Raw genomic sequence first — 26100 nt, 5'->3', positions numbered from 1 at the left:
ACCGTATGCAAAAACCATCCGCGCCCGTATCCGCTGTTGAAACCATTGTCTCCGAGGAAAAGGCACAACTCGATTTCAGTGCCTCGATGAGCTATGGCGACTATCTGCAACTGGACAAGGTACTCAGCGCGCAACAGCCGCTGTCGTCGACGCATGATGAAATGCTGTTTATCGTGCAGCATCAGACCAGTGAACTGTGGATGAAGCTGGCGCTGCATGAACTCGGCGCCGCCATGCGCTGCATCGCCAGCGATAAACTGGACAACGCCTTCAAGATGCTGGCGCGGGTCTCCCGCATTCTGGAGCAACTGGTGCACGCCTGGGATGTGCTGGCGACCATGACGCCGTCGGAATATACCGCCATGCGCACGTATCTCGGCGCGTCGAGCGGATTTCAGAGTTATCAGTACCGCAGCATCGAATTCTGTCTCGGCAATAAAAGCGCCGTCATGCTCAAGCCGCATGAACATCGCGCCGACATTCTGGAACAGGTACGTCATGTGTATGAATCGCCATCACTGTATGACGAAGCATTGCGTCTGATGGCGCGCCGTGGTTTTGCGATTCCCGCCAGCCATGTCGAACGCGACTGGACCCGGCCCTACGACGCCAGCGAAGAAGTGGTGCAGGCGTGGTTGCAGGTATACCAGCAACCTGAAGCGCATTGGGATCTGTACCAGTTGGCCGAGGAACTGGTGGACCTGGAAGACGCCTTCCGCCTGTGGCGTTTTCGCCATGTCACCACGGTTGAGCGCATCATCGGTTTCAAGCGCGGCACCGGAGGCACCGGCGGTGTCAGTTATCTGCGCAAGATGCTGGACGTGGTGTTGTTTCCCGAGCTGTGGCGGGTACGCACCGAACTCTGATGCCGACCACTTTTTCTCTTGCTGAACGGGAGCGCGAATATTCGCCCTCATCGTGCATCGGCGGCAATTATCAACCCTGTCTGCAGGAATACGCGGATCGCAGTGCTGCGACGCCGGCGGCCTGTACCGTGCATCGCGATCTCGCCTATGGCGAGAAACTGTCCGAACGGCTGGATCTGTTTTTGCCGACGTCCACGGCGGCAGCATCGCAGCCGGTCGCATTGCTGGTGTTCATTCATGGCGGGTACTGGCAAGAGTTGTCCAAGGCCAGCTCCTTGTTTGCTGCCGCCGGCTGTATCGAAGCCGGCGTTGCCTTTGCCGCGATTGATTACACGCTGGCGCCGGCCGCCGGCATTGCAGAGATGGTGCAGGAATGCCGGCGCGCCTTGCGTTGGTTGCATGGCAATGCGGCGTCCTTCGGCATCGATGGGCAGCGTATCGTGGTGGCCGGCAGCTCGGCCGGCGCACATCTCGCCGCCATGACATGCCTGCGCGACCGGGATGATGATTTGCCTGCGGGGTTGCCGGCCGGTGCGGTACTGGTATCCGGCATCTATGACCTGGCACCCCTGATCGGCACCAGCATCGCCGCGCCGCTGGCATTGACGGCAGCGACGGCCGGTACCGTCAGTCCGTGTCGCATGAAGCTGGATGATTTTCCACCGGCGATCATTTGCTGGGGCGAGGTCGAAACCAGCGAATTCAAACGCCAGAGCCGCGACTTTGCGGCGCTGCTGGCCGCCACCGATATTGCCGGCTTGTCGTGCTTCGAAGAACCGGCCCGCAATCACTTCGACGTCATTCTCGATCTGAGCCGATCCGACACCATGCTGGGCGCGGCCACGCTGGCCATGTTGCATCACACCGCTGCGCGCAGCAGCAACCAGGACTTGTCATGAAGCAAATTATCGATACCGGTTTGCCGGCGCTGAAACAACCATTTTCCTGGGCGGTCAAGGCTACCGGCATCTTGTTCACGGCGCATGGTCCGGTGCGCAGCGATGGCAGTATCGATACCGGACCAATCGGGCAGCAAGCGCGCCTGACATTTTCCAATCTGCAAAATGCGGTACAGGCTGCCGGCGGGGATCTCGACGATGTCACGCAAGTCTTGATCTACATGACCGACGTTGCCGACATGGCCGAGATCGATGCGGTCTACCGTGAATTTTTCAAGGCGCCGTATCCGAACCGTTCCAGCATGGGTGTAGTGGCACTGGTGGTGCCGGGCATGAAGATGGAAATCGTGGCCTATGCGGCAATTGCCTGAGTGATGCCGGCGGCCGGATAGCACCGGCGGCAGGCGCGACCCTCATCTCACATCCGGTTCAGCCTTTTTCAAGCAAGGCTACCAGTGAGCCATTCTGTTTCAATGTCGCCAGCACGATGCTGGAACTGATCGACATCACGCCCGGCGATTTGTGCAATTTGTTGATGACGAAATCGGAGTAGTGATCGAGGCTGCTGGTGCGCACCGTCAACACATAATTGTATTGTCCTGAGACGATGCGCGCTTCAATCACTTCGGGCCAGTCGTCGAGCGCCTTGACAAAGTTTTCATGCCAGCGGTCGCTGTCGGTACGCATCGATACATTGACCAGCGTTTCAAATCCCAGACCCACTTCCCTGGTGCCGATAATGCAGCGATAGCCGGCAATGACACCGGAATCCTCCAGCAACTTTACCCTGCGAAAACATGCCGAAACCGAGAGCGCGGCAGCGTCGGCCAATTCCTGATTCGTGATTTTTCCGTTCTGTTCCAGGTGGCGCAGGATACGCAAATCGGTGCGGTCAATATTCATCATGAAAATTTCACCAGGAAGTAAGTTGTTTCTGAATTTTTTATATCATTTATACGCGAATTAGACCAAAGAACAAAAGAATTTTTTGATTCAATATTGATACCATTTTTTGTATTGATTGGTTGGCGATGGTGGTATTTTCAGGGTGGCGGAAGTCCTGTGGCACGTGCCTTCCGGCAATTTTTCAGCGTGCTGGAAGATGGAAAAAACCGCTCCGGATAGACACTCTCCTGACCGTCAATGATGCAAGTCCCCACCGTTGCGGCACGGCCGGATACAACACTTCGCCGGCGCCGCAGCGCACTTGCAATCTGCTGTGAAAGCGCTCGCCTGCGAGCGCTTTTTTCGGAAAAATAAAAAAGGAGATATGTTGAAAAAATCAGGATTTTATCTTGCCGCCACGCTGCTCGCCGCCGGCCATGCCCATGCGCAAAGTGCCGTCACCTTATACGGTATCGTTGATCAAAGTATTCGTTTCACCAACAACGCCAATGCCCAGAACGGCAGCAACGTGGTGCTGACCAATGGCGCCGTCACCAACAGCCGGTTCGGTTTCAAGGGCGAAGAAGATCTCGGCGCCGGGATGAAGGCAATTTTCCGGCTGGAAAATGGTTTCGATCCGCAAACCGGGCAAGCCAATCAAAACGGCCGCCTGTTTGGCCGCTATTCTTATGTCGGACTGGACAGTGCCTACGGTACCGTCAAACTCGGTCGTCAGAATACCGAAGGATTCAATCTGTTCGGCGAATTTGATCCGCTCACGGTCGGCAATTACACGGCCAACTCCTGGGCCTACTTCATCACCGGCGGGCGCATTGACAATGCGGTCAGTTACGACGGCAAATTCGGCGGCCTCAATCTGGGTGCCACTTACGGTTTTGGCGAACAGGCCGGCAGTGCCAGCCGCAACGCGTATGCCGGTGGCCGGGCGGTATATACCCAAGGCAACGCCAGCATTGGTGCGGTCTATCAGGTGCAACGCGATGCCGCCAACAACATGGCGAAAATGTGGGGGCTGGCGGGCAGCTACGGAATCGGCGCAGCGCGACTGTTCCTCGGTTATGTCGGCGGCAGCGATGCCACCGGCGGTGTCGATCAGGCCTTGAATGACAGCAGCGTCAATGTCAGCTACGGTGCATTTGCAGCCAATCCGCACAAGGACCGCACGTTGTATACCGGCATCACGTATCAGGCCAGCCCGGTGCTGGCGCTGACCGGTGCGCTGTATTACAGCGCCATGAAAAACGTCAACGGCATTGCCGATAACGACGGCCGGCGCTACACGGGAGTGCTGCTGGCCGAGTATTCGCTGTCGAAGCGGACGCAGTTGTACGCCACGCTGGATTACAACAAGGTCAGGGATGGTGCTGCCACGGAACTGCCGGGCAGCAATAGCCAGACCGGCGCCGCGCTCGGTATACGCCACAGCTTCTGAAGCATGCAAGGCGCCGCAGAGCGCCGGACATGCCCGCACCACGCATAACTGATAATTCATTGGAGACAAACATGCATGATCCAACCCAGCAGTTCCAGAAAATCATCGAACGGGAGCGGGGCTTGCAGCGCTCACTGACGCCCGGTCAGATGTCCATGATCGCCATTGGCGGCGCCATCGGCACCGGCCTGTTTCTGGGCAGCGGTTTCGCCATCGGCTTTGCCGGTCCCAGCGTATTGCTCAGTTACGCCATCGGCGCCGTGATCGCCATCGTGCTGATGGGCTGTCTGGCAGAAATGACGGTGGCCCATCCTACCTCCGGTTCATTCGGCGCTTATGCCGAGCACTACATCAGCCCCTGGGCCGGCTTCATGGTGCGTTATGCCTACTGGGCCTGCATCGTGCTGGCAGTCGGCACCGAAGTGACCGCCATCGCGCTGTATATGAAATACTGGTTCCCGGCGGTACCGGGCTGGTTCTGGATTGCGTCGTTTTCTGCGGCACTGGTATTGATCAATGCCTTCAGCGTGAAAGTATTCGGCGCGGTCGAATACTGGTTTTCGCTGATCAAGATTGCCGCGATTGTCGGCTTTATCCTGCTCGGGGCTTACATCGTGTTTGTGGCGCCGGCCTCGCTGGCCAACGTCGGTGGCACGGCACAACTGGCCGGCTTTCATCACTACGTTGAGCACGGCGGCTTTTTCCCGCACGGCGCGTGGGGCATGTGGGTAGCAGTCATCATTGCCATCTTCAGTTACCTGAGCATCGAGATGATTGCGGTCGCCGCCGGTGAAGCCAAAGATCCGGAAACCGCAGTGACCAGTGCATTTCGTTCTACGGTGGTGCGGCTGGTGTTGTTTTATCTGCTGACGCTGGCGCTGATGCTGGCGATTGTGCCATGGACCGCCGCCAGCCATGACCGCAGTCCGTTCGTGATGGTGATGGAAGCGATCAACACTCCGGGTGCTGCCGGCGTGATCAATTTCGTCGTGCTGGTGGCGGCGTTGTCGTCGATGAATAGTCAGCTCTACATCACTACCCGCATGATGTTCAGCTTGTCGCGCGGCGGCTATGCACCGCAACGGTTGGGACAGGTCAACCGGCGTGGCGTGCCGCTGGCGGCCTTGCTGTTGTCGACGGTCGGCATTGCCCTGGCGGTGTTGCTGAGCGTGGTGTATCCCGATGCTTCATTCACCATCATGATGGCCATCGCCATGTTTGGCGCCTTGTTTACCTGGATGATGATTTTTGTGACGCACTATTTCTTCCGTCGCCACTGGAACCGGCACGGCAAGATACCGCTGCGGTTTCGCATGATCGGCTTTCCGGTACTGACGCTGCTCGGCGCCGGCCTGATGCTGGCGATCATGACCACGACCCTGTTCGTGGCGGAATTCCGCATGACGCTGATCTTTGGTGTGCCATTCCTCATCCTGCTCAGCCTTGCCTATTTCTTTTGGTACGGCCGGCGCGCATCGGCGCCAGTGCGTGATACGGCGAGCAAGCTGTCTTCATGACGCGTGCGACTGGCGACGGGTCTGCCGCCGCCAGCGCTGTGTCAGAGGATTGCCGGGCTTGTCATGCTGCGCCCGGTTTGCCGCTGTGACGCCGGGAACGCGCCGCGAACGGCGCTGCTGCGGCGAACGTTGCCTGCGCCCCCAGTGCGCGCTCGATGCGAATCAATTGATTGTATTTGGCGGTGCGGTCGGAGCGCGACAACGCCCCGGTCTTGATTTGACCACTGCTGGTCGCCACCGCGATATCGGCAATGCTGGCATCCTCGGTCTCTCCCGAGCGATGTGAGATCACCATAGCGTAACCGGCTGCCTGCGCCGCCCTGACAGTGGCCAGCGTTTCACTGAGGGTGCCGATCTGGTGCATTTTGATGAGGATCGCGTTGCCCATCGCGGCATCGATGCCATCCTGCAACAAGCGTTCGTTGGTGCAAAAGAGATCGTCGCCGACCAACTGGCATTGATCGCCAGGCCGGGATGTCAGCAATTGCCTGCGCGCTGCATTATGAATATAACTAATGATTTTATGAGATCAATTCACTTTTATTCATCGATGGCGCAGCATAGAATCCGTCTCAAATACCGGCAATGTCCAGACTGTTGAAATAAAAAACCAGAAAAGAACATTGGGAAGTACGGACAACGCGAGAAATAAACGCAGGTTTTATCTCAGAAATCAGGGTGCCAGATCACAATGAGTAAAGAATTTACATTTGCCATCAAGAGCATTTGTTTCGATGAAGACTATCACCCTTCAGAGACGACGCGGATCACGACCAACTTTGCCAATTTGGCCAGGGGGAAGAGTCGCCAGGAGAACCTGCGCAACACCTTCAGCATGATCGACAATCGTTTCAATGCCCTGGCGCATTGGGATAATCCCAACGGCGATCGTTATGCCGTCAAGCTCGAGATCATTTCCGTTGAGATGAATATCGCCGGTGAAAGCAGTGGTGCTGCGCTCCCGTTGATTGAGATATTGAAGACGAATATTGTTGATCGAAAAACCAATCAACGCATTGACGGCATTGCAGGGAATAATTTTTCCTCTTACGTGCGCGATTACGATTTCAGCGTACTGCTGCCGGAGCACACCAAGGGGCGGCCTGAGTTCAGCACGCCGGACAATTTCGGCGAGTTGCATGGAAAGCTGTTCAAGTGTTTCGTGAATTCAAGCGCGTACAAGGCGCATTTCAGTAAACCGCCGGTGATATGTCTGAGTGTGTCGAGCAGCAAGGCCTATCATCGGACTGAAAATCAGCATCCTGTATTGGGCATCGAATACCAGCAAGATGAATATTCGCTGACTGATGAATATTTCAAGAAAATGGGCTTGAAGGTGCGCTATTTCATGCCGCCGAACAGCGTTGCGCCGTTGGCTTTTTATTTTTCCGGCGATTTGCTTGGCGATTACACCAGTCTTGAACTCATCAGCACCATCAGCACGATGGATACCTTCCAAAAGATTTACCGGCCTGAGATTTACAACGCGAATTCTCCGGCAGGAAAGTCCTATCAGCCAAGTTTGAAACATCAGGATTATTCATTAACCCGAATTGTTTATGACCGGGAAGAACGTAGCCAGCTGGCTGTCGGGCAGGGACGGTTTGTCGAGGAAAACTTTATCAAACCATACCAGGCCATTCTTGAGCAGTGGTCCGCTAATTACGCCGTTTGACTAATCAAAAACATAAGGTCATGTATTGTGAAAAAATTGTTACCCACTTCAACTGCCGGCAGCTTGCCTAAACCATCTTGGCTGGCGCAACCCGAAAAACTCTGGTCCCCCTGGAAATTGCAAGATGAGGAATTGACCGAGGGCAAACAGGATGCGTTGCGTTTGTCACTGCAAGAACAACAGCACGCAGGGATTGATATCGTCAGTGATGGTGAACAGACACGCCAGCATTTTGTTACTACGTTTATCGAGCATCTCAGCGGCGTTGATTTTGAGAATCGCAAGACGGTGAGAATTCGTGATCGCTATGATGCGAGCGTACCGACGGTCGTTGGTGCTGTCGCTCGTCAAAAGCCGGTCTTTGTTGAAGATGCCAGATTTTTACGTCAGCAGACCACGCAACCCATCAAATGGGCTTTGCCAGGTCCCATGACGATGATCGATACGCTTTATGACAACCACTATAAAAGTCGTGAAAAACTGGCTTGGGAATTCGCCAGGATCCTCAACCAGGAAGCCAGGGAATTGGAAGCTGCCGGGGTCGATATCATCCAATTTGATGAACCCGCATTCAATGTCTTCTTTGATGAGGTGAATGATTGGGGCGTTGCCACGCTGGAAAGAGCAATTGAAGGATTGAAGTGTGAAACTGCGGTCCATATTTGCTATGGCTATGGCATCAAAGCCAATACGGATTGGAAAAAGACGCTCGGATCAGAGTGGCGGCAATATGAGGAAGCTTTTCCCAAGCTGCAAAAATCCAATATCGATATCGTCTCGCTGGAATGTCACAACTCTCATGTTCCAATGGATCTGATTGAACTCATCCGAGGCAAAAAAGTGATGGTAGGGGCCATTGATGTGGCAAGCGATACCATTGAAACACCCGAGGAAGTCGCCGATACCCTGCGCAAGGCACTTCAGTTCGTCGATGCCGACAAGCTCTATCCTTGCACCAACTGTGGCATGGCACCGCTATCCCGTCGGGTAGCAAGAGGCAAGCTCAATGCGTTGAGTGCAGGCGCAGAAATCGTCCGCAGAGAACTCGCGAAATAATTTTGCGGCGGAACATGACTGTCGTGAGCAGTTCGCGACGGTCACCCACGGAGAATGGCGCGCGATGTGGCCGGTGTTGATCGCCGGGGCGTTTTCAACATTGGCAAAAGCGGAAGTCAGCCCACCTTGCCAGACCACTTCAGGCCTTCCTTGATACTGTCGCGCTGCATCCAACATTTAGTACCTGCCATGTCATTTTCCAGTACTGCCATCGAACCATTGCGCTTTCGCGAAGCGCTTGGGTACTACGCATCCGGTATCGCGGTAATTACCTCACACATCGATGGCGAGCCGGTTGGTTTCACTTGCCAGTCGTTCTATAGCGTGTCGATGAGCCCGCCGCTGGTGTCATTCAGCGTGATGTCGGGCTCGGCCAGCTATCCCAAAATTCGTCAGGCCGGCCGGTTCGCAGTCAATATCCTGTCAGATGAACAGGTCAGGATTTCCAACCAATTCGCCCGGCGAGGCACGGACAAGTGGCACGAAATCGAATGGCAGGAATCGCCGCTGGGCAATCCGATCATTGCCGGCAGCCTGCACTGGCTGGATTGCGAAATTTACGCCGAACACGCCGCCGGTGATCACCTGATCGTGATTGGTGAAGTGAAAGCGCTGAACCTGCAAGAAGCGGCGGCTACACAGCCATTACTGTACTTCAAAGGGCAATATCGCAATATCGCCGCGCATGGCGTGGTGTGAGCGTTTGCCACCGCTGCCTGAATCCATCCGATGACGGGGCGGGGTGGCGATCACCTTGGTATTCCGCCGACCGTGGTGATCAGCCCGGGCTGCCCGGTGGAATTCATGAGCGCCGCGTTGCGCGATTTGCTCAGGCTCGGTCAAGCGTGAAGGGGACTGTCGAGGAACGAGTTCCCGTGCGCAGATCAGGCGTCTTCTGAGGGCGTGACCGATACTCAGTCCTCGGCCGCTGCATCTTCATCGCCGTAAAACTTCACCCCCAACTGGATACGTTCACGGCCGCTTTCCAGACGGTGCCGGTTAGTATCGCGCAAAGAGTAGACGCAACCGCAATACTCTTGTTGATAGAAGGTCTCGCGCTTGCTGATCTCGATCATGCGCGCCGACCCGCCGCCTTTGCGCCAGTTGTATTCCCAATACAGCATGTGCGGATAGTGCGACGCTGCACGCAGACCGCAATCGTTGATCTGTTGCATGTTCTTCCAGCGCGAGATGCCCAGCGAGCTGGTGATGACCGGGAAACCATGTTCATGGGCATACAGCGCCGTGCGCTCGAACCGCATGTCGAAGCACATGGTGCAGCGGATGCCACGCTCCGGTTCATCTTCCATGCCTTGGGCGCGTTCAAACCAGTTGTCGCGATCATAATCGGCGTCAATGAAGGGGATGCCGGATTTTTCAGCAAAGCGGATGTTCTCCTGCTTGCGCAGTTCGTATTCCTTCAGCGGATGGATGTTGGGATTGTAGAAAAAGATCGTGAAGTCGATGCCGGAGGCCTGCATGGCTTCCATTACCTCGCCCGAGCATGGCGCGCAGCAGGAATGCAGCAGCACTTTCTTGTGCCCGCCCGGCAAGGCCAGCGGCTTGCGTTCGGTTGTGGATGCCATGAGACGTCTCCATGAGTTACGTCCGGGCTCGCCGGACTGGGTAACCCGGGATTATCGTCCGCGGTTTGGCTTCATGAAAATGGATATGTTTTCATGGTTTCATGAGCAATATTCATAGCGCCTGTCGTCAGGACCGATCACGCGACCACGGGCCTCTTGGCCTGCTCGATGAACGCCCGCAGATAATCGATGCCGACATCCGCCTCGCGCGTGCCGAGGTAGATGTTCTTGGCAATGCCGTGCTTGCCGAGCCGCACCGGAACCACATCCATCTTGTCCGCATATTCCTGCACCAGCCAGCGCGGCAGCGCCGCCACGCCACGTCCGCTGGCGACCATCTGCAACATGATGTCGGTGGTCTCGATAGCTTTATGGCGCTTGGGCGTGATGCCGGCCGGCGTGAGGAACATGGTGTAGATGTCCAGACGATCCACCGGTACCGGGTAAGTCACCAGTACTTCGTTGGTCAACTGTTTGGGCTTGACGTATTCTTCCTTGGCGAGTTTGTGGCTGCCGGCCACGACCAGCACTTGCTCGTAGTCGAACACCGGCTCGAACACCAGACCTGGCTTGTCCAGCGGATCGGGCGTGACCAGCAAATCGATTTCATAGCCGAACAAGGCACCGATGCCGCCAAACTGGAATTTCTGCTTCACGTCCACGTCCACATCCGGCCACGCCGCCAGGTAAGGCGACACTACCTTCAGCAACCACTGGTAACAAGGATGGCACTCCATGCCAATGCGCAACGCGCCACGCTCGCCCTGGGCGAACTGGCGCAGGCGTTCTTCCGCCAACGCCAGTTGCGGCAGCACCCGGTTGGCCACGGCCAGCAGGTATTGCCCGGCCTGAGTCAGGCGCAGGCTGCGGCCTTCGCGCAGCCAGATGTCGGTGCCCAGTTGCTGCTCCAGCTTCTTCATGCTGTGGCTTAAGGCCGACTGCGTCACGTGGAGCACGCCGGCCGCTGCAGTCAGCGAGCCCTGCTTTTCCACCTCTTGCACGATGGACAAATGGATGCGATCAATCATAATCAATGATTTAAATTCATGGTTTTTAGAGACAGGGCGATTTTACTTCATAATTTCGCGCCCTTGCGATCCGCTGAGTCAAGGCTTTTTGGGGAGAGAGTCGTGGTCACCATCCACCGCCTCCGCTTGCCCGCCGCCTGCATCAGGCCAGTGCGCCGCAACGCTGTCTGGCAGCGGCTGCTTAAGGAAGAGCTGCCTCTGGCCGGTTACGGACGTCAGCAGTCATGTTTTTCTGGTTTGACGCACATACAAAAACCACCTCGAAAGGTGGTTTTTGTTTTTGGGAAATTTGTCTTGGGACCAAAGCATCCGTCCGGTATCAAGCCCTTTTACAGACTTGCGTGTTAACTACCAGCTGGTAGCCCGCTCCGCCGTTGATGAAATCTTGTGGATGGCCAGATCGGCACCTTCGAATTCTTGTTCCGGGTCGAGTCGGATTCCCATCCATTTCTTGAGTGCGCCATATACCAGCCAGCCGCCGGCAATGGCGATGACGATGCCGAGCAGGGTGCCGCCCAGTTGCGACCAGAACGACACGCCGCCGAGACCGCCGAGCGCCTTGAGGCCGAAGATACCGGCCGCCAGTCCGCCCCAGGTGCCGCACAAACCGTGCAACGGCCAGACCCCGAGCACGTCATCGACTTTCCATTTGTTTTGCGTCAGCGTAAACATCCAGACGAAGATGGCGCCGGCGATGCCGCCGGTGGCCAGTGCACCGAGCGGATGCATCAGGTCGGAACCGGCGCAGATCGCCACCAGTCCGGCCAGCGGTCCGTTATAGACAAAGCCGGGATCGTTCTTGCCCAGCAGCAGCGCTACCAGTGTGCCGCCGGCCATGGCCATCAGCGAGTTGAGCGCCACCAGGCCATTCATCTTGTCGAGCGTTTGCGCACTCATGACATTGAAGCCAAACCAGCCGACCGTCAAAATCCATGCCCCCAGCGCGAGGAACGGAATGTTCGACGGCGGGTGGGCGGCGATGGCGCCATCCTTGGCATAGCGGCCACGACGGGCACCGAGCAGCAACACCGCCGGCAAGGCGATCCAGCCGCCGACCGCATGGACTACGATGGAGCCGGCGAAGTCGTGGAACGGCGCGCCGAAGGCCCGGGTGAACCAGGCTTGAATGCCGAAGTGGCCATTCCAGGCAATGCCTTCGAAGAACGGATAGATCAGGCCCACCAGAATCGCGGTGGCCAGCAGTTGCGGATGAAACTTGGAGCGCTCGGCAATGCCGCCGGAAATGATGGCGGGGATGGCGGCGGCAAAGGTCAGCAAGAAGAAAAACTTGACCAGTTCGAAACCGCTGCGCGCCGACAACACTTCGGCGCTGCCGAAAAAGCTGATGCCATAGGCGACGTAATAGCCGACGAAGAAATAGGCAATCGTTGACACAGCAAAGTCAGCCAGAATCTTGACCAATGCATTGACCTGGTTTTTCTTGCGCACCGTGCCGAGCTCCAGAAAGGCAAAGCCGGCATGCATCGCCAGAATCATGATGGCGCCGAGCAAGATGAATAAGGCATCGGCACCGTTTTTGTGATCATCCACGGAAAAATCTCCCAATATTTGTGCGAGAAAAAATAATTGCCCAGTTCCAAAGCAAATTTCATTCCATTTCGGTGCGATTTTTTAAGTGCTTGAATTAGAACGGGAAGTCAGCAAGTTGCTATGTGGCATCTGTGATTTGCGCGTTTAGTGTGCAACTGCGTGCCTTGATATGGTGCGGCACCAGGGCGGTATTGCCGCGATGGAAGAAGGACGGGGCGGGGCTGACTCGTAAAACGGCGGCTTGTTTCTCGCGAAAATTTGTTCATGGCAATGTCACATTGGATCGGTAAATTGAAGCCGGTCGAGCGCTGCAATGCGCTCGCCACGCTGCCACTTTTCTGACTTTTTGATTGCCTGCCATGTCTTCAGACCAATTCGACAACCCCACGCGCCGTACCTTTTTACGCCGTGCCGCCGCCGGGGCCGGCACCTTGCTCGGGGCCGGAAAAACCATTGCCGCCCAAGCGCAGGCGCCGGCCATCGTGACGGCGGAACGTTTGCGGCCGCAGATAACCTCGGGTGTGATGAGCGGCGATATCACGCGTGACAGCGCCATGCTGTGGAGTCGTACCGACCGCGCGGCACGCATGCTGGTCGACTATGCGCTGACGCCGGATTTCAAGGATGCACGCAAGATCGCCGGGCCGTTGGCGCTGGAACGCCATGACTACACGGCGCGCATCGACCTGCGCGGTTTGCCGGTCAATCGCAGGATCTACTATCGGGTCAGGTTTCAGGATCTGGTGCATGAGACGGCGATCAGTGCCCCGGTCAGCGGCAGCCTGATCATTCCGGGCGGGACTGCACGCGATATCAGTTTTGCTTTTTCCGGCGACGAAGCCGGGCAGGGCTGGGGTATCAATGAAGCCTGGGGCGGCTATCGGGTGTATGAAGCGATGCGCCGTTTTCAACCGGATTTTTTCATTCATTCCGGCGACCAGATTTATGCCGACGGACCGATACAAGCGGAGGTCAAGCTTGATGATGGCAGTATCTGGCGCAATCTGGTGACGCCCGCCAAATCCAACGTGGCGCAAACGCTGGACGACTATCGCGGCAATTTTTCCTACAACCTGCTCGATGCCAACAAGCTGCGATTCATGGCGGAAGTGCCGTTTCTGGTGCAATGGGATGATCACGAAGTGCGCAACAACTGGTATCCGGGGCAAGTGATCGGCGCTGCCGAAAAGCGCTATCAGGAGCGCGCGTTGTCGGTGCTGGCAGCGCGGGCGCGGCAGGCGATGTTCGAATACAACGCGTTCCGGATTGACGCCAATGACCCGCAACGCATTTATCGTGCATTCAACTATGGTCCTTTGCTGGAGGTGTTCATGCTGGATGAGCGCAGCTACCGTGGTGCCAACTCACCCAACCGGCAAACGGCAAACACGCCGGATGCAGCGTTTCTCGGCGCAGAGCAAATGCGCTGGATCAAGCAATCCTTGCTGCGTTCGCGCTCAACCTGGAAAGTGATTGCCAGCGACATGCCGATTTCCATCGTGGTGCCTGACCTGAATCCGGATGTGCCGCCGGGAACATTCGAAGCCTGGGCCAATGCCGACAACGGCATGCCGTCCGGACGCGAACTGGAAGTGGCGGAGTTGCTGCGCTTCATCAAGCGTCACGACATCAAGAATGTGGTATGGGTCACCGCCGACGTGCATTACGCCTCGGCCACGTACTACTCGCCGGAGCGGGCCCGGTTCACCGACTTCAAGCCGTTCTGGGAATTCGTCGGCGGGCCGCTGCATGCAGGCACCTTTGGTCCCGGCGAGATTGATCGGACGTTCGGCCCCGACGTGCGCTATGTCAGCATTCCCAAAGACATGCCGCAAAACCGGCCGCCGAGCGATCTGTTTCAATTCTTTGGCATCGGCAAGATCGACGCCAACACCAAAGTGATGACGGTATCGCTGCATAACGTTGACGGCAAGAATCTGTATCAGGTCGAGATCGCGCCGGAGGTGTAATGCGGAGCTGGTCCGGCCCGCTCAGAACTGGGTCGGACCGCTGCCCATGCCGCCACCCATGCCATGGCTGCCGCGCTGACGGCCGCTGCTGCTGTCGCTTTTACCCGCACTTTTGCCGGCACTGCCATGACTTTCTTCGCGCATCATGCGATCCGCAATGAAGGCGCGCGCGGTTTGTCGTTGCGTATCGTCCAGCGCATCATTGACGGTCAGCCACAATTCGCGCAACTGATGGTTTTCACTGTCGCTCAATGTTGCTTCGGCTTCGACCGCACTGCCCAGTGTGCGCAAATCAAAATCGGGTTTGGCCAGATTGTCGAACGTGGCACCTTGCAATTGCTCGCGCCGGCGTTGCCGCTGATTGACGATCACGCGGGTCTTTTGCTCGGTTTGCTGCCACAGGATTTGCTGATTCGGATTCAGATGCAGATCCCCCTTGAGCTGCCCGGCCATCGGCAAGATGTCTTGCGCCAGCAAATCCATCAATGGCGCGGCCTGTGCCGAACCCAGCAAAGTCAGGCTGAGCAGCGCTGTCAGCAACGGGCGGGAGAGGAATTTCATGGCATGCCTGCATCATCTGAAAGCATGGATTAGAGCACCTTTGCCAGCGCCCGGGGCGGGCGGAAGCATTTGGTAACAATGTACTGCGTAGCTGTACATTGGAAGGTGTTTCAGGCGCAGCCAGCGGCACTTGCTGGTCGCCGTTGCCGAATTCTTTCCTCAGACTGCCGCCAGAGGAAGAACCTTTGGGATTTGCCGATGCTGCGCAATGCAAGCGTCGCGGTGTGCCGTGTGTGCGGGCGCGTTAAATGCAGGAAGTTGCATCGGTATGGTCTAAAACGACCACAGCAGATTGAAGCCGGCAGCGACGGCGGCGGTGCGGAAATTGTCAGGACGCAACAATGGCGTGCCGGCGAAAATGTCCCAGGACAGCGCGCGCCAGCCGCCGCGCAGGCCGATGACGGCACCCATCAGACGGCGACCTAGCAACAGATCGGCGGTCGGCCCGTCGACTTCGCCGTAGTCGACGCCGAGATACAATTCCTGGTCGCTGGTGCCGAGTGCGATACCGAGCTCATTGCGAACCAGCAGCCCGCGTTCGGCCGCCAGAATCAGTTCGCCGTCGAAGCCGCGCACCGTATACCGGCCGCCGATGGCGAAGCGGTCTTGCGGTGTCAGCGCAGTATTGTTCCGTTGCGCGCGGATGTCGCTCTGATAGCGCAGTGATTGTTTACCCCACGGCATTTGCAAGTGGAATGGCAACTGCAGATTGAGATCGGTGATGATGATTTGAAAGCGTGCATCGCCTTCACCGAATTTTTCTTCCGGCGCCGGCATGGCACCGAATGCGCCGATACCACGGCGATAGGCCAGCGTAGCATGCAGTGTGGCATTGCCAATGCTGGTGCGATGCTGAAGTGCAAGTTCCCACGCAGTGGTGCGACGACGCTGAGCGAGAATTTCAGTATCGTCAATGTAGTTGGCTGAACTGCGCAACAAGCCTTTGAGAATGACTGTAGTTTTGTTGACGGTATCGCGATACATCAGACGCGATAGTTTGATTTCTGTATTGTCGCTGGTGCCGCGATAGCAGTAGGACTGCCGGTACCCGGCGACTTCCTGTTGATAGCGGCTGCTGCTGAGGGTCGCGCCCAGATTCCAGTACGCAAACGGTAATGAATAATGCACGGTATAGCCGCTGCTGCCGTGGTCGCCCGTTTTGCTGCCTCCGAGGTCGTGATTGGCACTGACGTAGAACAAGTCATTGAGGGTCCACCAGTTGTCGTAAGACAGTGTCAGGTTGCTTTGATATTTTCCAGTGTTGACGCTGCCGCCATCATCGAAGCCGGTAGTCAGGCGAAATGGAAATGCTTGCTGATAACTGATCACCAGGTCACTGTCGCCGGGTGAGGCATCGGTGGCGATGCCCGGTTCGATCCGGATATCGGCATCGGCGGTGGGTACGCGTTTAAAATTTTCCATCGCTTGCTCGATGTCGCGCAGGTTCAGCAGGCCGTAGGCATGGCGCGGGACAGCATTCCATTGCGTCGCACGGATATCGGCGTCAGGCGCAAATCGTATCTGGCGCACCCGGCCCGGTATCAGGCTTAATACCAGTACGCCGTGGTGTAAATTCTGTGGTGCCAACATGACGCGAGTGGTGATGTAGCCGGCCCCAAACAAGGCGTTCTGTACCCGTTTCAAGACAATATTGACGCCTTGCGTGCCAAGGCAGAGGCCACCCGCAGAAGTCTCCGCAGTGGACCCGTTTTCCAGCGCATTCTGTAATGCAAAACCAAAATGCTGTGATAGTTCCGTACCAAGTTCGTCACCGAATGTCACGCGTGTGATTGCAACACAAGGCATTTCGCCAGTCGGAAACGATTGCGCCAAACCATGCTCTGCAGGCGCCTGCAAATGAACATCGGTGGCGCGTTCCTGCTGCTGACGGAGAGCGCGTTCGCGCTCTTGTTGCAGCAACCGACTGCGTTCAGCGTCACGGCGAATATTGTCAGGTGCCGCGCTGCTTTGCGCCTGGACGTAGCCGACGGTGGACGCAAGTATTGCGGCGAACACCAATCTCATCGTCATTGCCGGCCAAAATATGTCGTTCAAAAACTATCTCCTCGCAAGGGAGGAATGGTAAAAAAATATGCGTTATTTTTATATAGGAGAATCCTTAAAATATCGTTGGCAAACAATAAAATTACTATTCATCGTTGATTTTCATACTAAAGAATTAAATTTATTCGATTCCGATTTGATTGTCGCTTCAGGGTATTGGCAATGCGCCCGCAGCTCTGGAGCAGTGAGTGCATCTTGCTTTGCCTCGCATCTTGAGATCTGTGGGACGATTGTGCCGGGGATTGAAGGGCTGCGTGTTGTCGCCAGTTGTTATAGGCCCAAACAATTTGAATTTTCAGAAATATAGCTCCACCAATACTTTTCCCAAAGGCGAAGGAAGCTCCCGGCGTAGCTTCATTTTTTAATGTCTTCATTGGTGGAGGTGTATGTCTTTTTTGCTTTGCGCCATGGCGCCTCCCTTTCAAATGGTGTTAAACCCCACACTTGAGCTTTCGATGCATAACCGGATATGCTTCCTATCAGTAGACCAGCAATGACGAAAGTTATTTTTAACCAATAAGTATCTATGAAAAAATAGGATCCGATCATAGCTGAAATACCAGCTATAGCTAGTATGTCTAAAGCTAAATTAGTCAATTTACCTTCTCTTATAAATTTCATTTTCTATTTACCTTATTTTTTAAATTAGTTACTGAAGGCATTGCCTTGATTGCTTCGCCAAATTCATTGAGCGCGGAGCCAAAATCGGGATATGTCCGGTTAACCGGTCCACAGCGATAGCAATACCACCGTCAAAGGCCGTCTACCTCACATCAGGCCGTAACAACTGCTCCATAGCCCCGGCCCCGAATCCCACCGCTGTCGCAGTACCCGCCATCCCGAACTGTATCGCCACCAATTGCCATCAAGACTAATCCTATAAGCATTAATGCAATCCCCCATCCTGATGGGGGGGTAATAAATTGAACGGCACTTCTCCAATTTCATTAACTACTGCTGATGCAAATGGAATGCGATTACGTCACTGTCAAACGTCTCACGATTCAACTCACCGCTTAACGCCACCATGGACCGAATATCCAAATTGAAAAGATGAAAAAAAATACAGAAATAACAATTGTCCAGTAAATTATTTTTTGAGCTTTAGAGAGTTTTTTATATTCGCCAGGGCGAAAAGCAGGTCCCGCCATTTTTATTTCCTGCTCCCATTCGTTTTGATCTGTTGGTGAACTCATTTATTGTTTATCCATGCCAGAAAAGTAAATACCAATGCCAGTAAGGCTCCCTTTATCAGAGCACTTTTTATATTGATAGCTCCTAATAATTCTATGGCTCCGAAAGTTTGATAGCAGCCACTAACGAAAATACAATTTAAATAAATTCCAGCTATCCAGATTAGCGTCATCCCAGAAATGGATATAAGCAGCGAAATACAAAATATCAAGAGTAGCTTTTTAATCATTTTTCACCTCCGGATCGAGATGACATTTGCTGCTGGATACCAGTAACCATTTCCTGAGAGGACGCCCCTGCCACGGAGCCGCCAATAGGTGGATAATTATTCGGTCTGAACAGATTCCAGCTTCCACTCGTCGCCCAATTCGGAGTATTTATTGTTGGTCGCATCACGGAGTTCATCGCAGATCCGCTTAATTTCCCTATACCATCGCCAAGGCTGGACAATGTTCCACTCGAAATAGCGCTGCCAATGACACTATCGTTTTTCCCATACAAATAATTATTGATTGCCGTACCTCCGGCACCGCCTGCGGCATTGACACCCATATTCCATAGCAGTCCACCGTGAGCGCCCGCACCACCAGTCGCTGCCGCGACCGCCATATCTACGGGGTTAATTGTTCCATTTTGCAAATACTGTGCACCAGCATTAATTCCTGCGCTGATGGCCGCGATCCCTGCCGGTGAGGCCCACATGCCGAACCCAAGGCACCGCCTGCGCTAAACTCGGTGTGCCGGGAATGGCAAGCAATGCCGCTGCTCCGACACCACCTGTGATTGCTGCGGCGACGCCCAAACATACTCAAGATTCGTCTTTTTCTTTTTCGTAGCTTTTCCTTGCTTTTTTGTAGGTGTTGTCGAAGGGCTTGATTCTTAAAGTGGATGCGCGAGCAGAATATCCCCCTATCGAAGCGATTGCCAATCCTAGCGACATACCAATAATTCGTAAATGATAGTGATCGAAAAAATAGAGCGAAAGACCCATCAAAGTGAAGCCGGCAACAACCAAAAAAAATACGAACAAGCCGGTTAATTGACCATCGGAAATCAGATAAGAGAATAGTTTTCTATGTTTTTCGATCATTTCTATTTGCTTCCATTAATCCAATTCTGCGTTTTCCCGGCGATCTCACTGTTTTTTATTTTTTCGATCATTTCATTTGTGAGAGGTGTGTAGATTGGGCCATACGGTAATTTGTCAGCAGCGATGATCACCGCAGTAGCAGTTCCATCAATCAATGTTTTCCCCACATCAGGCCGTAACAACTGCTCTATAGCCCCAGCCCCGAATCCCACCGCTGTCGCGGTACCCGCCATCCCGAACTGTATCGCGGCACCCGTTTGCGAAACCGCATTCGGTTGCGATGCCAGATAAGCGCCATACGCAGTCGCCGCAGATCCAAACCTGGTCGACTGGGTAGCAATCCAGCTGGCGAAGTCGGCTGCGTTGTTTTGTCTGCTGGCGAGCATTTCAGGCGTTACCGTGCCTGGCATGATTGAAGGCAGCGGGGACAATGGCGTCGCAGGCAGTTGCGGTGCTGAGACGTTCCAGCTATACGTATTGCCGGTGTGTAGTTTGATGAAGGCCTGTAGATCTGCAGGCGGGACAGCGAGCATTGTCGGATTTTGCATCAGTAGCGGCGAGCCGTCTGGTGCCCGGCCCGATATCATTCCTGTACTGTCATGGATACGCAAAGCCGTCTTGGCATCATGGGGAACGACTGCGCCGGTAAGCACCGTTTCGCCAAGCTGGTTATTGTTCGCTCCACGCAGTGCATTTTCGATTACCTCGGACGAGTATTGTCCATTGCTTTTGCCTGCGAGGTTTCTGGCAAGCGTTTTCTCTTTGGCTTTATTGTCTTCGTGAATCTGCCGGTTATTGACATCCGTATTGAAAGCACCGGCCGCACCGCTGGCCCCTCCGGCAATCGCGCCGACACCGGCTGCCGCAGCCGTTGCAAGCGCTAGCCTGACCGGTTCCGGCAAGTCCAGCTTGTTGATTTCACCGGCGATAGTTGGCATCAGTGCTGCACTGGCGGTGGCACCCAATGCGCCGGCCAGTCCGCCGCCGAGTGCGCCTGCTGCTGCGTGGGCAGCGATGCGATAGGTTCCTCCTTCAGCCCAGTTCTTTGCTTCGGCATGGAGTTGTGCCGCTTGCGCGGTATCGCCGTTCAGTTCTGCGGCTTTGGCCGCTTTCTCCAATGATTCCAGCTCCCTGCCCGCATAGTCGCCGATCGCCTTGGCTGCCTGCTGCCCGAACGCCTGCGTGATCTGCGCTTGCGCCTGTACGTCCTGATTCAGTTCTTCGCCGTCCCAGTTCTTGTTGAGACTGTTGCTGGTGTCCTTGCCGGTACGAACGGTTTTGTCGAGACCGGCGATGGTTTGTGCAGTGGTCTGGCCGGTTTTTTCCTGTTGTGCGGCATCGTTGATGGTGATCCTGGCATCACTGATGCCGGAATGCGTGGTACTGCTCTCGCTGCCGCTGTCGAAACCAAGGCCGCCCCCGGCTCCGGGAAGTCCTCCGCCCATGCCGGACCAGTCGCCACCGCCGCCGCCAACGCTGATACTCTCGGCGCTGAACTGGCTCTTGTTGGCGATGCTGCTGGTGGTCAGCGTGTCGGTCGTGAGCGTATTTTTACTATCCCGAACGGCTTTGTCGGTACTGGCAATCTTGCCACCCTTGAGATCGGTGTTGCCGTTGACGTTGAGCTGGAAGCCGTCATCGCCGGCTTCGATGCCCGATTGCTGGTCGACGCTGGCGAAGTCGGCCTTGACTCTGCTGTAGCTGGCATTGGCACTGCCGGAGAAGCCGAGACCGACGGTCACGCTGCCGCCGAGGCTTTGGTCTTTGCTGTTGTAGGTGCTGGTGTCTTGCCGGCTGGCGATGTTGAGGTTGTTGCCGACATTGGCGATGACTTGTTTGCCGGTTACCCGGGCACCGGCGATGGTACTGTCATTGCCCGAATTGAACTGTACCTGCTGTCCGCCGGACACATGGCTCATGACTTGGGCCACATCACGGCCATCGGACTTGCCGCGACTGCCGGCAGCGTTGGCAGTGACACCAAAGGCGGCGCCGTTCTTGCCGAATTCGATTGCCACTCCGGCACCGTAGGATGCTGATGAGCGCTTGCTGCGTTGTTCGTCGGTATGTTCACCGCCGAGCATGTTGAGGTCGTGTTCGGCATCGAACGCCAGTGTGTTGCCGGCGCTGACTTTGCTGGCCTGTATCGTGATGTCGCTGTTATCTTTGTCGCCGAAGGCAGCGATGCTGGCGTTGCCACCCGCAGCAATGGTTGATCCTTGCTGGAAGCTGCTGCGTTGTTCGGTGGTGGTCTTGTTTTCGCTGCCACCTGCGGTAATGGCCAAACCGATACCGGAAGAACCCTCGTCGCTGGCGGCTGCGGCTGCCTGGGATGCCGCAGCATTGGCCACCGCCAGTCCGGCGGTGGCGGCGGCCAGCGCTTTCATGCGCGGGTCTTTGGTTTTGCCGGATGCTTCATCCATTTGCTGCACTGCTTGCAGCGCAGCAATCACGGCGCCGGTGGCAGCCACCGTCACGCCGCTTTGCTGATAGCGGTGTTCGGTGATGGTGTCGCTGGTGTTTCGCGCAGCGAGGATGTCGGCTTGCCTGCCACTGATGGCGATATCACCTTTGGGCGCCAGTACATTGCTGCCGGTTTGCGTATACCTGTTGCCGGCGCTGATGCTGACCTTGCCATCGATACTCCCGACCGTCGCTGCGGCTGCAATGCTGCGCTTGTTGTCCTCCAGGCGGCCCTGTTCCTTGGTACCGACGGTCACGCCAAAGCCGCTGTCGAACATGCCATCAGTGGTTTCGGTGCGGTCATTGCGGCTGCTGCGGATATCGGTGGCGGCATTGATGTTGACATTGCCTTGTGCCACGACTTGCGTGCCGTGGCTGGAGACGACGTCACTGCCGGTAATGTCAAGATTGCCGCCGGCGCCGAGTGCTACCGTATCGCCGGACAAGGTACTGCCCTGATGCAGGGTGCGGCTGCTGGCATCGTCGGTGCTGATGGTTTTATCGGCGAACCAGCCGCCCGATCCGGTATGACTGTGTCGGTCGCGTGCCGACGCGCTGCTGGTATCAGTGGATATCGCAAGATGGTTGCCGGCGCTGGCGTCAAGCGCCTGCCCGGCGTTCACTGTGGCGGCGCGGCTGGTGAGGTTGCGACCGGCGAGGGCGCTGATGTGCTGGCCGGTGATGAAGCTGCCGATGGCGTTGTCGTGGCTTACTTCGGTATGGTTGCGGACGATGCCAAGCAGTTGTGCGAAGCGGCTGCCCTGATCGTTTTTATCCCACTGGATTTGTTCGTGGCTCTTTTCGCGTACGGTGCCCAGCCTGAGGTCGCGTCTGGCAACCAGCGCAATGGTATCGCCGCTGATGTTGGCAGCATCGGCGCTGAAGTCGCGGCCAGCTGTTTGCGTGACCATGCCGCCGGCACCGGTGGCGTTGACTTGCGCGACGCTGTCGATGTTGGTGCCGCTGGTAGTGGCATTGGCGGTGTCGACCGTGGTGCTGCGATGCAGGATGTCACGCCCGGCGCTGGCGCGGACACTGTTGACGGCGTCGAGCGTGCCACCCGGGTTGTTGATGTCGTTGCGGGCATGCAACAAAGTATCGGTGCCGCTGATGCGTCCACCGGGATTGTTGATGTTGTTGCCACTGAGGGCGACGGTATGTTTGGCGGCAATCGTGCCGCTGTTGAGGATGTCACCGGCAGTCTGGAATTGCAGGTTGTTGGCGGCCATCAGCGTGCCTTCGCCGGTAACTTGCATGCGGTTGGCGAGCAGGTAGACTTGTGGCACCAGCACCTCTTCTTGCGTGCCGTCAGTCAGCACAATGGTTTGTTTGACCAGCCATACCATGTCACTGGTCAACCTTGCCATCTGCTCTGCGGAAAGTGCGACACCCAGCTGGAACTCAAAGGTCTGCGCCATTTGTACGCCAGCGTTCATCAAGGCCTGGAATTGCGCTTCGTTATTGGTGTGGTTGCCCGCATAGCGCTGGCCGATGGCTTTTTGGATCTGTTGCTGCACCAGTTGCTGTTCATGAAAACCATCGCCAATGCGTTTCAGCGATTGCCCGGGGTCCTGGCCCAGGCGGGTCAGCATATAGTCGGCGCTGAGCCAGTCGCGGTAGTTGGCGAACTGCGGATCGGTGGCGATCAGGTAGCGTTGATTGCCGGGGCGGTGCAGTGCGCTGTCAGACTGGCTGGTGTCAGGAGTGCTGGTGCGCACCACCATGTCCGGAGCCGCCGCCGGCGAACTGCTCAGGGTCTTGTCTGCCTGTGCAGGGTTGACGTCCTTGGGCGTGATATCCAGCATGAAACGGGTGTGTACCGATTGGCCTTCATAGGGGCGGCTGTCGTAGCGGCGGTCGTCGGCTCTGGTGCGGTGGCTTTTGATGTAGGTGTATAACGCCCGCCCCGTGGTGGTGACGATATGGCTGCCGGCAAGGCCGGTGTTGGCCGGTCTGGTACCCGTTACGTGGTTGCCGCTGGCGTCGCCGCCAGCGATGATCTGGCTGTTGGCGTTGTTGACGGCTTCGCTGTTGAAGTGCACGTTGCCGCCAATGTTGATCATGGCCGGGTCGCTGCGCAATACCTTGGTGCGGGCGATCTGTTCGGTGCCGTCATAAATGGTCCATTCACCAACCATGCGCCCCATCAGATTGCGGTTGAAGGCATTGATGGCGCTGTTAAGCGCTTCGTAGCTGGCTTGTTGCTGGTCGTAGGCGGTTTTCCAGGCGCGATATTCCTGTAGTGTGCCGGTGAGCTGAAGATAACAGCGTCCTTCCGCGCATCGTTCTTCGGCTGGCGCCGGGCCAAGCAGCGTGTCGGATGCCGGTGCCGTCACGCCCATGCGTTGCCAGATCGGATCGGTGGGCTGATAGCCGTAGACTTCGGGATAGAAAACCTCAACGCCGCCGTAGTCGTTGCCGCCGGCGCTGTAGCTGGCGGTATAGGCCAGCCGCTGGAAGGTCGCGCCGAAGCGCGCAAACGGATAGGCAGATGATGGCAGCACCAGCCGGAAATTGTCTTCATCGCCCATCCGTTCCCAGTCGGTCACGGCCAGCGTCTGGCCGCTGCCACGGTTGACCAGGCGCACATTGCTGCCGTCGATTTTGTCGGGAGAACCGTTGAGGCGGAACTGCACGATGCGGCGACCGGGGTAATGTTCGGTGGTCGTTTGCAAATGGATATTGCGGTTATTGACGATCTTGTGATTGAGGGTGCCGTTGCCATCCGCAGCAATGGTGGCACTGTCGTTGTTGATCACCGCCCCCATGCCGGTGGCCTGATGATCGCTGTCGAGCGCATTGCCGGTGAACAGGTCGCCGGCGCTGTAGAGCAGCGCATGGTCGCGGTTGTTGATGGCAGCGACACCGAGGTCCATGCGCTCGCGTGCTGCAATGACCGGCGCTTTCGTAACACCGTTGATGGTCTCGGCCATGTTGTTGAGCGTATTGCCGGTCGCGGCCAGATGGTCGCCATAGATGCGGCCGCTGCCGAGGTTATTGATGACCGGGCTCTCGATCAAGGTCGTGGCGCCATCGATCAGGCCGCGATTGGTCAGGCCGGGGCTGTCGGTGGCACGCAACTTGTTGTTGGCCGCGAGGATCTGAGCGCCGGCCTGGTTGTCGATCGATGTCGCTGTAGCATCCAGTGTCTTGTCAGCCAGCAGTTTGCCTTTGTTTTCCAGATGACCGTCGCCGGTGATGATCAGGTCGCCGCCGACGGCGCCGATGGTGCCGGCATTGCGCATGCCGACGCCATGCTCGGTGCCGACCAGAAAGATCTTGCCGGCATACATGCCACCCAGTTGAGCGACATCAATGGCAAAGCCCGGTGCCGGATCTGCGGTTTCCTTCGCGCCGGCGGGCGGCGTCACGACACTGTGGTCGGCAGAGACGTCATTGACCCCGGTAGTGACTTTCAGGTGTTTGGCCCAGATTGACGCATTGACGCGCACAGCGCGCGCCATGATGGCGGCGTAATCGGTAGAGGTGAGATCAAGACCGTTTTTATCGATGGTGACGACACCGCCGCTGACACGATAGGCATCGAGGTTGCCTCCTCCCGGTACCGGATTCGCGGTAGTCAAGGCCGCGCAGGCGGCATTGAAGAAACCGGCATTGCCGACGAACAGACCTGAAGGATTGGCGATCACGACATCGGCACGCTTGCCGGCGACCTCCACATAACCGCGCAGATAACTGGGGTTGCTGGAATTGATTTCGTTGACGATCACGCGCGCAGCGCCGGTGGCGAGCCATGGATTGCCTGCCACCCAACCACCAAGCCGGGTGAGCGCGCTGTTGCGGGCATTGTTGAGGATCACGCCTTTGCTGTCGACGTCGAACTGGCTGTAGACGTTGCGCGATACGCCTTGGGCATTCGGTGTTTGAATATTGACCAGCGGCACGCCGTTGCCGGTTTGCAGAATTGTGGCTTGCTGATTGCCGGGAGCCTGGCGATAGGCGACGATTTGCGCGTTGGCACTGGTCAGGTTGCCGCACAGCGCAACAATGCCAAGGGCGAGACCGGCGCGACGCAGCGTGAATGCCGGCCGGACCATCGCGAGTACCGGCTGGATGTTACTGCACATGCAGGCGGATGCGCTTTTGCCGTGCACGCTGGTGAGTTCGGCAACGGCGGTGTATGCCCCGGTTTTCTTGTTGAAAACGATGCGATACAAATATCTGTTCATACGGTGGCGCCAACGAAATGATTGATCAGGCGCAACTATATAAATTCAGAGA

21 protein-coding genes and 1 pseudogene are annotated in these 26100 nt (G+C 56.5%); 10 read left to right on the top strand and 12 right to left on the bottom strand.

The window, feature by feature from the left end; translation table 11 throughout:
• Positions 1 to 5: 5 nt before the first annotated feature.
• Genes kynA through AKL27_RS05870 form a run of 3 tightly spaced genes read left to right on the top strand, consistent with a single transcriptional unit; the run spans position 6 to position 2136 of the window.
• A complete protein-coding gene (gene kynA, locus AKL27_RS05880) occupies positions 6 to 866 on the top strand; it encodes a tryptophan 2,3-dioxygenase (protein WP_050461861.1) in 861 nt (286 codons plus the stop codon).
• A complete protein-coding gene (locus AKL27_RS05875; RefSeq protein ID WP_050461860.1) occupies positions 866 to 1765 on the top strand; it encodes an alpha/beta hydrolase in 900 nt (299 codons plus the stop codon). Before kynA ends, AKL27_RS05875 begins: the two co-directional genes overlap by 1 nt.
• Entirely contained in the window at positions 1762 to 2136 is a 375-nt protein-coding gene (locus tag AKL27_RS05870) for a RidA family protein (RefSeq protein WP_050461859.1), read from the top strand. Before AKL27_RS05875 ends, AKL27_RS05870 begins: the two co-directional genes overlap by 4 nt.
• A gap of 58 nt (positions 2137 to 2194) precedes the next feature.
• Here AKL27_RS05870 and AKL27_RS05865 read toward each other — a convergent pair whose 3' ends face one another.
• Positions 2195 to 2668 carry an Lrp/AsnC family transcriptional regulator gene (locus AKL27_RS05865; RefSeq protein WP_050461932.1) on the bottom strand — a complete coding sequence of 158 codons (474 nt, stop codon included), beginning with the start codon at positions 2666 to 2668 and terminating at the stop codon, positions 2195 to 2197.
• A 370-nt stretch (positions 2669 to 3038) separates the two neighbouring features.
• Between AKL27_RS05865 and AKL27_RS05860 the strand changes: the two genes are divergently transcribed.
• A complete protein-coding gene (locus tag AKL27_RS05860) occupies positions 3039 to 4103 on the top strand; it encodes a porin (protein WP_050461931.1) in 1065 nt (354 codons plus the stop codon).
• A gap of 71 nt (positions 4104 to 4174) precedes the next feature.
• Positions 4175 to 5620, top strand: a complete 1446-nt coding sequence (locus tag AKL27_RS05855) for an amino acid permease (RefSeq protein WP_050461858.1) — start codon at positions 4175 to 4177, stop codon at positions 5618 to 5620.
• 61 nt (positions 5621 to 5681) lie between these two features.
• Here the strand turns inward: AKL27_RS05855 and eno are convergent.
• Positions 5682 to 6107, bottom strand: a pseudogene (gene eno, locus AKL27_RS05850) (phosphopyruvate hydratase); the annotation flags it as partial.
• A gap of 204 nt (positions 6108 to 6311) precedes the next feature.
• Here eno and AKL27_RS05845 point away from each other — a divergent pair.
• The 3 genes from AKL27_RS05845 to AKL27_RS05835 all read left to right on the top strand — a co-directional run bounded on the left by AKL27_RS05845 (position 6312) and on the right by AKL27_RS05835 (position 9050).
• Positions 6312 to 7295 carry a DUF1852 domain-containing protein gene (locus AKL27_RS05845; RefSeq protein ID WP_050461856.1) on the top strand — a complete coding sequence of 328 codons (984 nt, stop codon included), beginning with the start codon at positions 6312 to 6314 and terminating at the stop codon, positions 7293 to 7295.
• A gap of 27 nt (positions 7296 to 7322) precedes the next feature.
• A complete protein-coding gene (locus AKL27_RS05840; protein WP_050461855.1) occupies positions 7323 to 8351 on the top strand; it encodes a methionine synthase in 1029 nt (342 codons plus the stop codon).
• 189 nt (positions 8352 to 8540) lie between these two features.
• Positions 8541 to 9050, top strand: a complete 510-nt coding sequence (locus tag AKL27_RS05835) for a flavin reductase family protein (RefSeq protein WP_050461930.1) — start codon at positions 8541 to 8543, stop codon at positions 9048 to 9050.
• A 215-nt stretch (positions 9051 to 9265) separates the two neighbouring features.
• Here AKL27_RS05835 and AKL27_RS05830 read toward each other — a convergent pair whose 3' ends face one another.
• The 3 genes from AKL27_RS05830 to AKL27_RS05820 all read right to left on the bottom strand — a co-directional run bounded on the left by AKL27_RS05830 (position 9266) and on the right by AKL27_RS05820 (position 12516).
• Positions 9266 to 9937, bottom strand: coding sequence for an epoxyqueuosine reductase QueH (locus AKL27_RS05830; RefSeq protein ID WP_050461854.1), 672 nt, complete (start codon positions 9935 to 9937; stop codon positions 9266 to 9268).
• A 137-nt stretch (positions 9938 to 10074) separates the two neighbouring features.
• Positions 10075 to 10965: a LysR family transcriptional regulator gene (locus AKL27_RS05825; RefSeq protein WP_050461853.1), complete on the bottom strand. Its 891-nt coding sequence runs from the start codon at positions 10963 to 10965 to the stop codon at positions 10075 to 10077.
• Between the two features lie 348 nt (positions 10966 to 11313).
• Positions 11314 to 12516 carry an ammonium transporter gene (locus tag AKL27_RS05820; protein ID WP_050461852.1) on the bottom strand — a complete coding sequence of 401 codons (1203 nt, stop codon included), beginning with the start codon at positions 12514 to 12516 and terminating at the stop codon, positions 11314 to 11316.
• A 359-nt stretch (positions 12517 to 12875) separates the two neighbouring features.
• On the opposite strand from AKL27_RS05820, the gene AKL27_RS05815 reads away from it, so the two are divergent.
• A complete protein-coding gene (locus tag AKL27_RS05815; RefSeq protein WP_050461851.1) occupies positions 12876 to 14486 on the top strand; it encodes an alkaline phosphatase D family protein in 1611 nt (536 codons plus the stop codon).
• A 21-nt stretch (positions 14487 to 14507) separates the two neighbouring features.
• Here the strand turns inward: AKL27_RS05815 and AKL27_RS05810 are convergent, their stop codons facing one another.
• Positions 14508 to 15047: a hypothetical protein gene (locus AKL27_RS05810; protein WP_050461850.1), complete on the bottom strand. Its 540-nt coding sequence runs from the start codon at positions 15045 to 15047 to the stop codon at positions 14508 to 14510.
• 273 nt (positions 15048 to 15320) lie between these two features.
• Positions 15321 to 17078, bottom strand: coding sequence for a ShlB/FhaC/HecB family hemolysin secretion/activation protein (locus tag AKL27_RS05805; RefSeq protein ID WP_232310918.1), 1758 nt, complete (start codon positions 17076 to 17078; stop codon positions 15321 to 15323).
• 61 nt (positions 17079 to 17139) lie between these two features.
• Here AKL27_RS05805 and AKL27_RS27600 point away from each other — a divergent pair, with 61 nt between their 5' ends.
• A complete protein-coding gene (locus AKL27_RS27600; protein ID WP_157056811.1) occupies positions 17140 to 17418 on the top strand; it encodes a hypothetical protein in 279 nt (92 codons plus the stop codon).
• A gap of 47 nt (positions 17419 to 17465) precedes the next feature.
• On the opposite strand, the gene AKL27_RS27595 is transcribed toward AKL27_RS27600, so the two are convergent.
• The 5 genes from AKL27_RS27595 to AKL27_RS05790 all read right to left on the bottom strand — a co-directional run bounded on the left by AKL27_RS27595 (position 17466) and on the right by AKL27_RS05790 (position 26048).
• Positions 17466 to 17732: a hypothetical protein gene (locus AKL27_RS27595; protein ID WP_157056810.1), complete on the bottom strand. Its 267-nt coding sequence runs from the start codon at positions 17730 to 17732 to the stop codon at positions 17466 to 17468.
• Positions 17733 to 18127: 395 nt separating this feature from the next.
• Positions 18128 to 18307: a hypothetical protein gene (locus AKL27_RS27590; protein WP_157056809.1), complete on the bottom strand. Its 180-nt coding sequence runs from the start codon at positions 18305 to 18307 to the stop codon at positions 18128 to 18130.
• A gap of 223 nt (positions 18308 to 18530) precedes the next feature.
• Positions 18531 to 19007, bottom strand: coding sequence for a hypothetical protein (locus AKL27_RS27585; protein ID WP_157056808.1), 477 nt, complete (start codon positions 19005 to 19007; stop codon positions 18531 to 18533).
• A gap of 106 nt (positions 19008 to 19113) precedes the next feature.
• The gene (locus tag AKL27_RS05795) at positions 19114 to 19395 is read right to left on the bottom strand and encodes a hypothetical protein (protein WP_050461848.1); all 282 of its coding nucleotides are present in this window, start codon (positions 19393 to 19395) and stop codon (positions 19114 to 19116) included.
• A gap of 2 nt (positions 19396 to 19397) precedes the next feature.
• Positions 19398 to 26048 carry a two-partner secretion domain-containing protein gene (locus AKL27_RS05790; protein ID WP_050461847.1) on the bottom strand — a complete coding sequence of 2217 codons (6651 nt, stop codon included), beginning with the start codon at positions 26046 to 26048 and terminating at the stop codon, positions 19398 to 19400.
• Positions 26049 to 26100: the final 52 nt, after the last annotated feature.

The organism is Herbaspirillum autotrophicum (genome assembly GCF_001189915.1).
Lineage (GTDB): Bacteria > Pseudomonadota > Gammaproteobacteria > Burkholderiales > Burkholderiaceae_D > Herbaspirillum > Herbaspirillum autotrophicum.
Note: the sequence above shows the minus strand (reverse complement) of the source record. Positions and strands in the feature narration are given on the sequence as shown.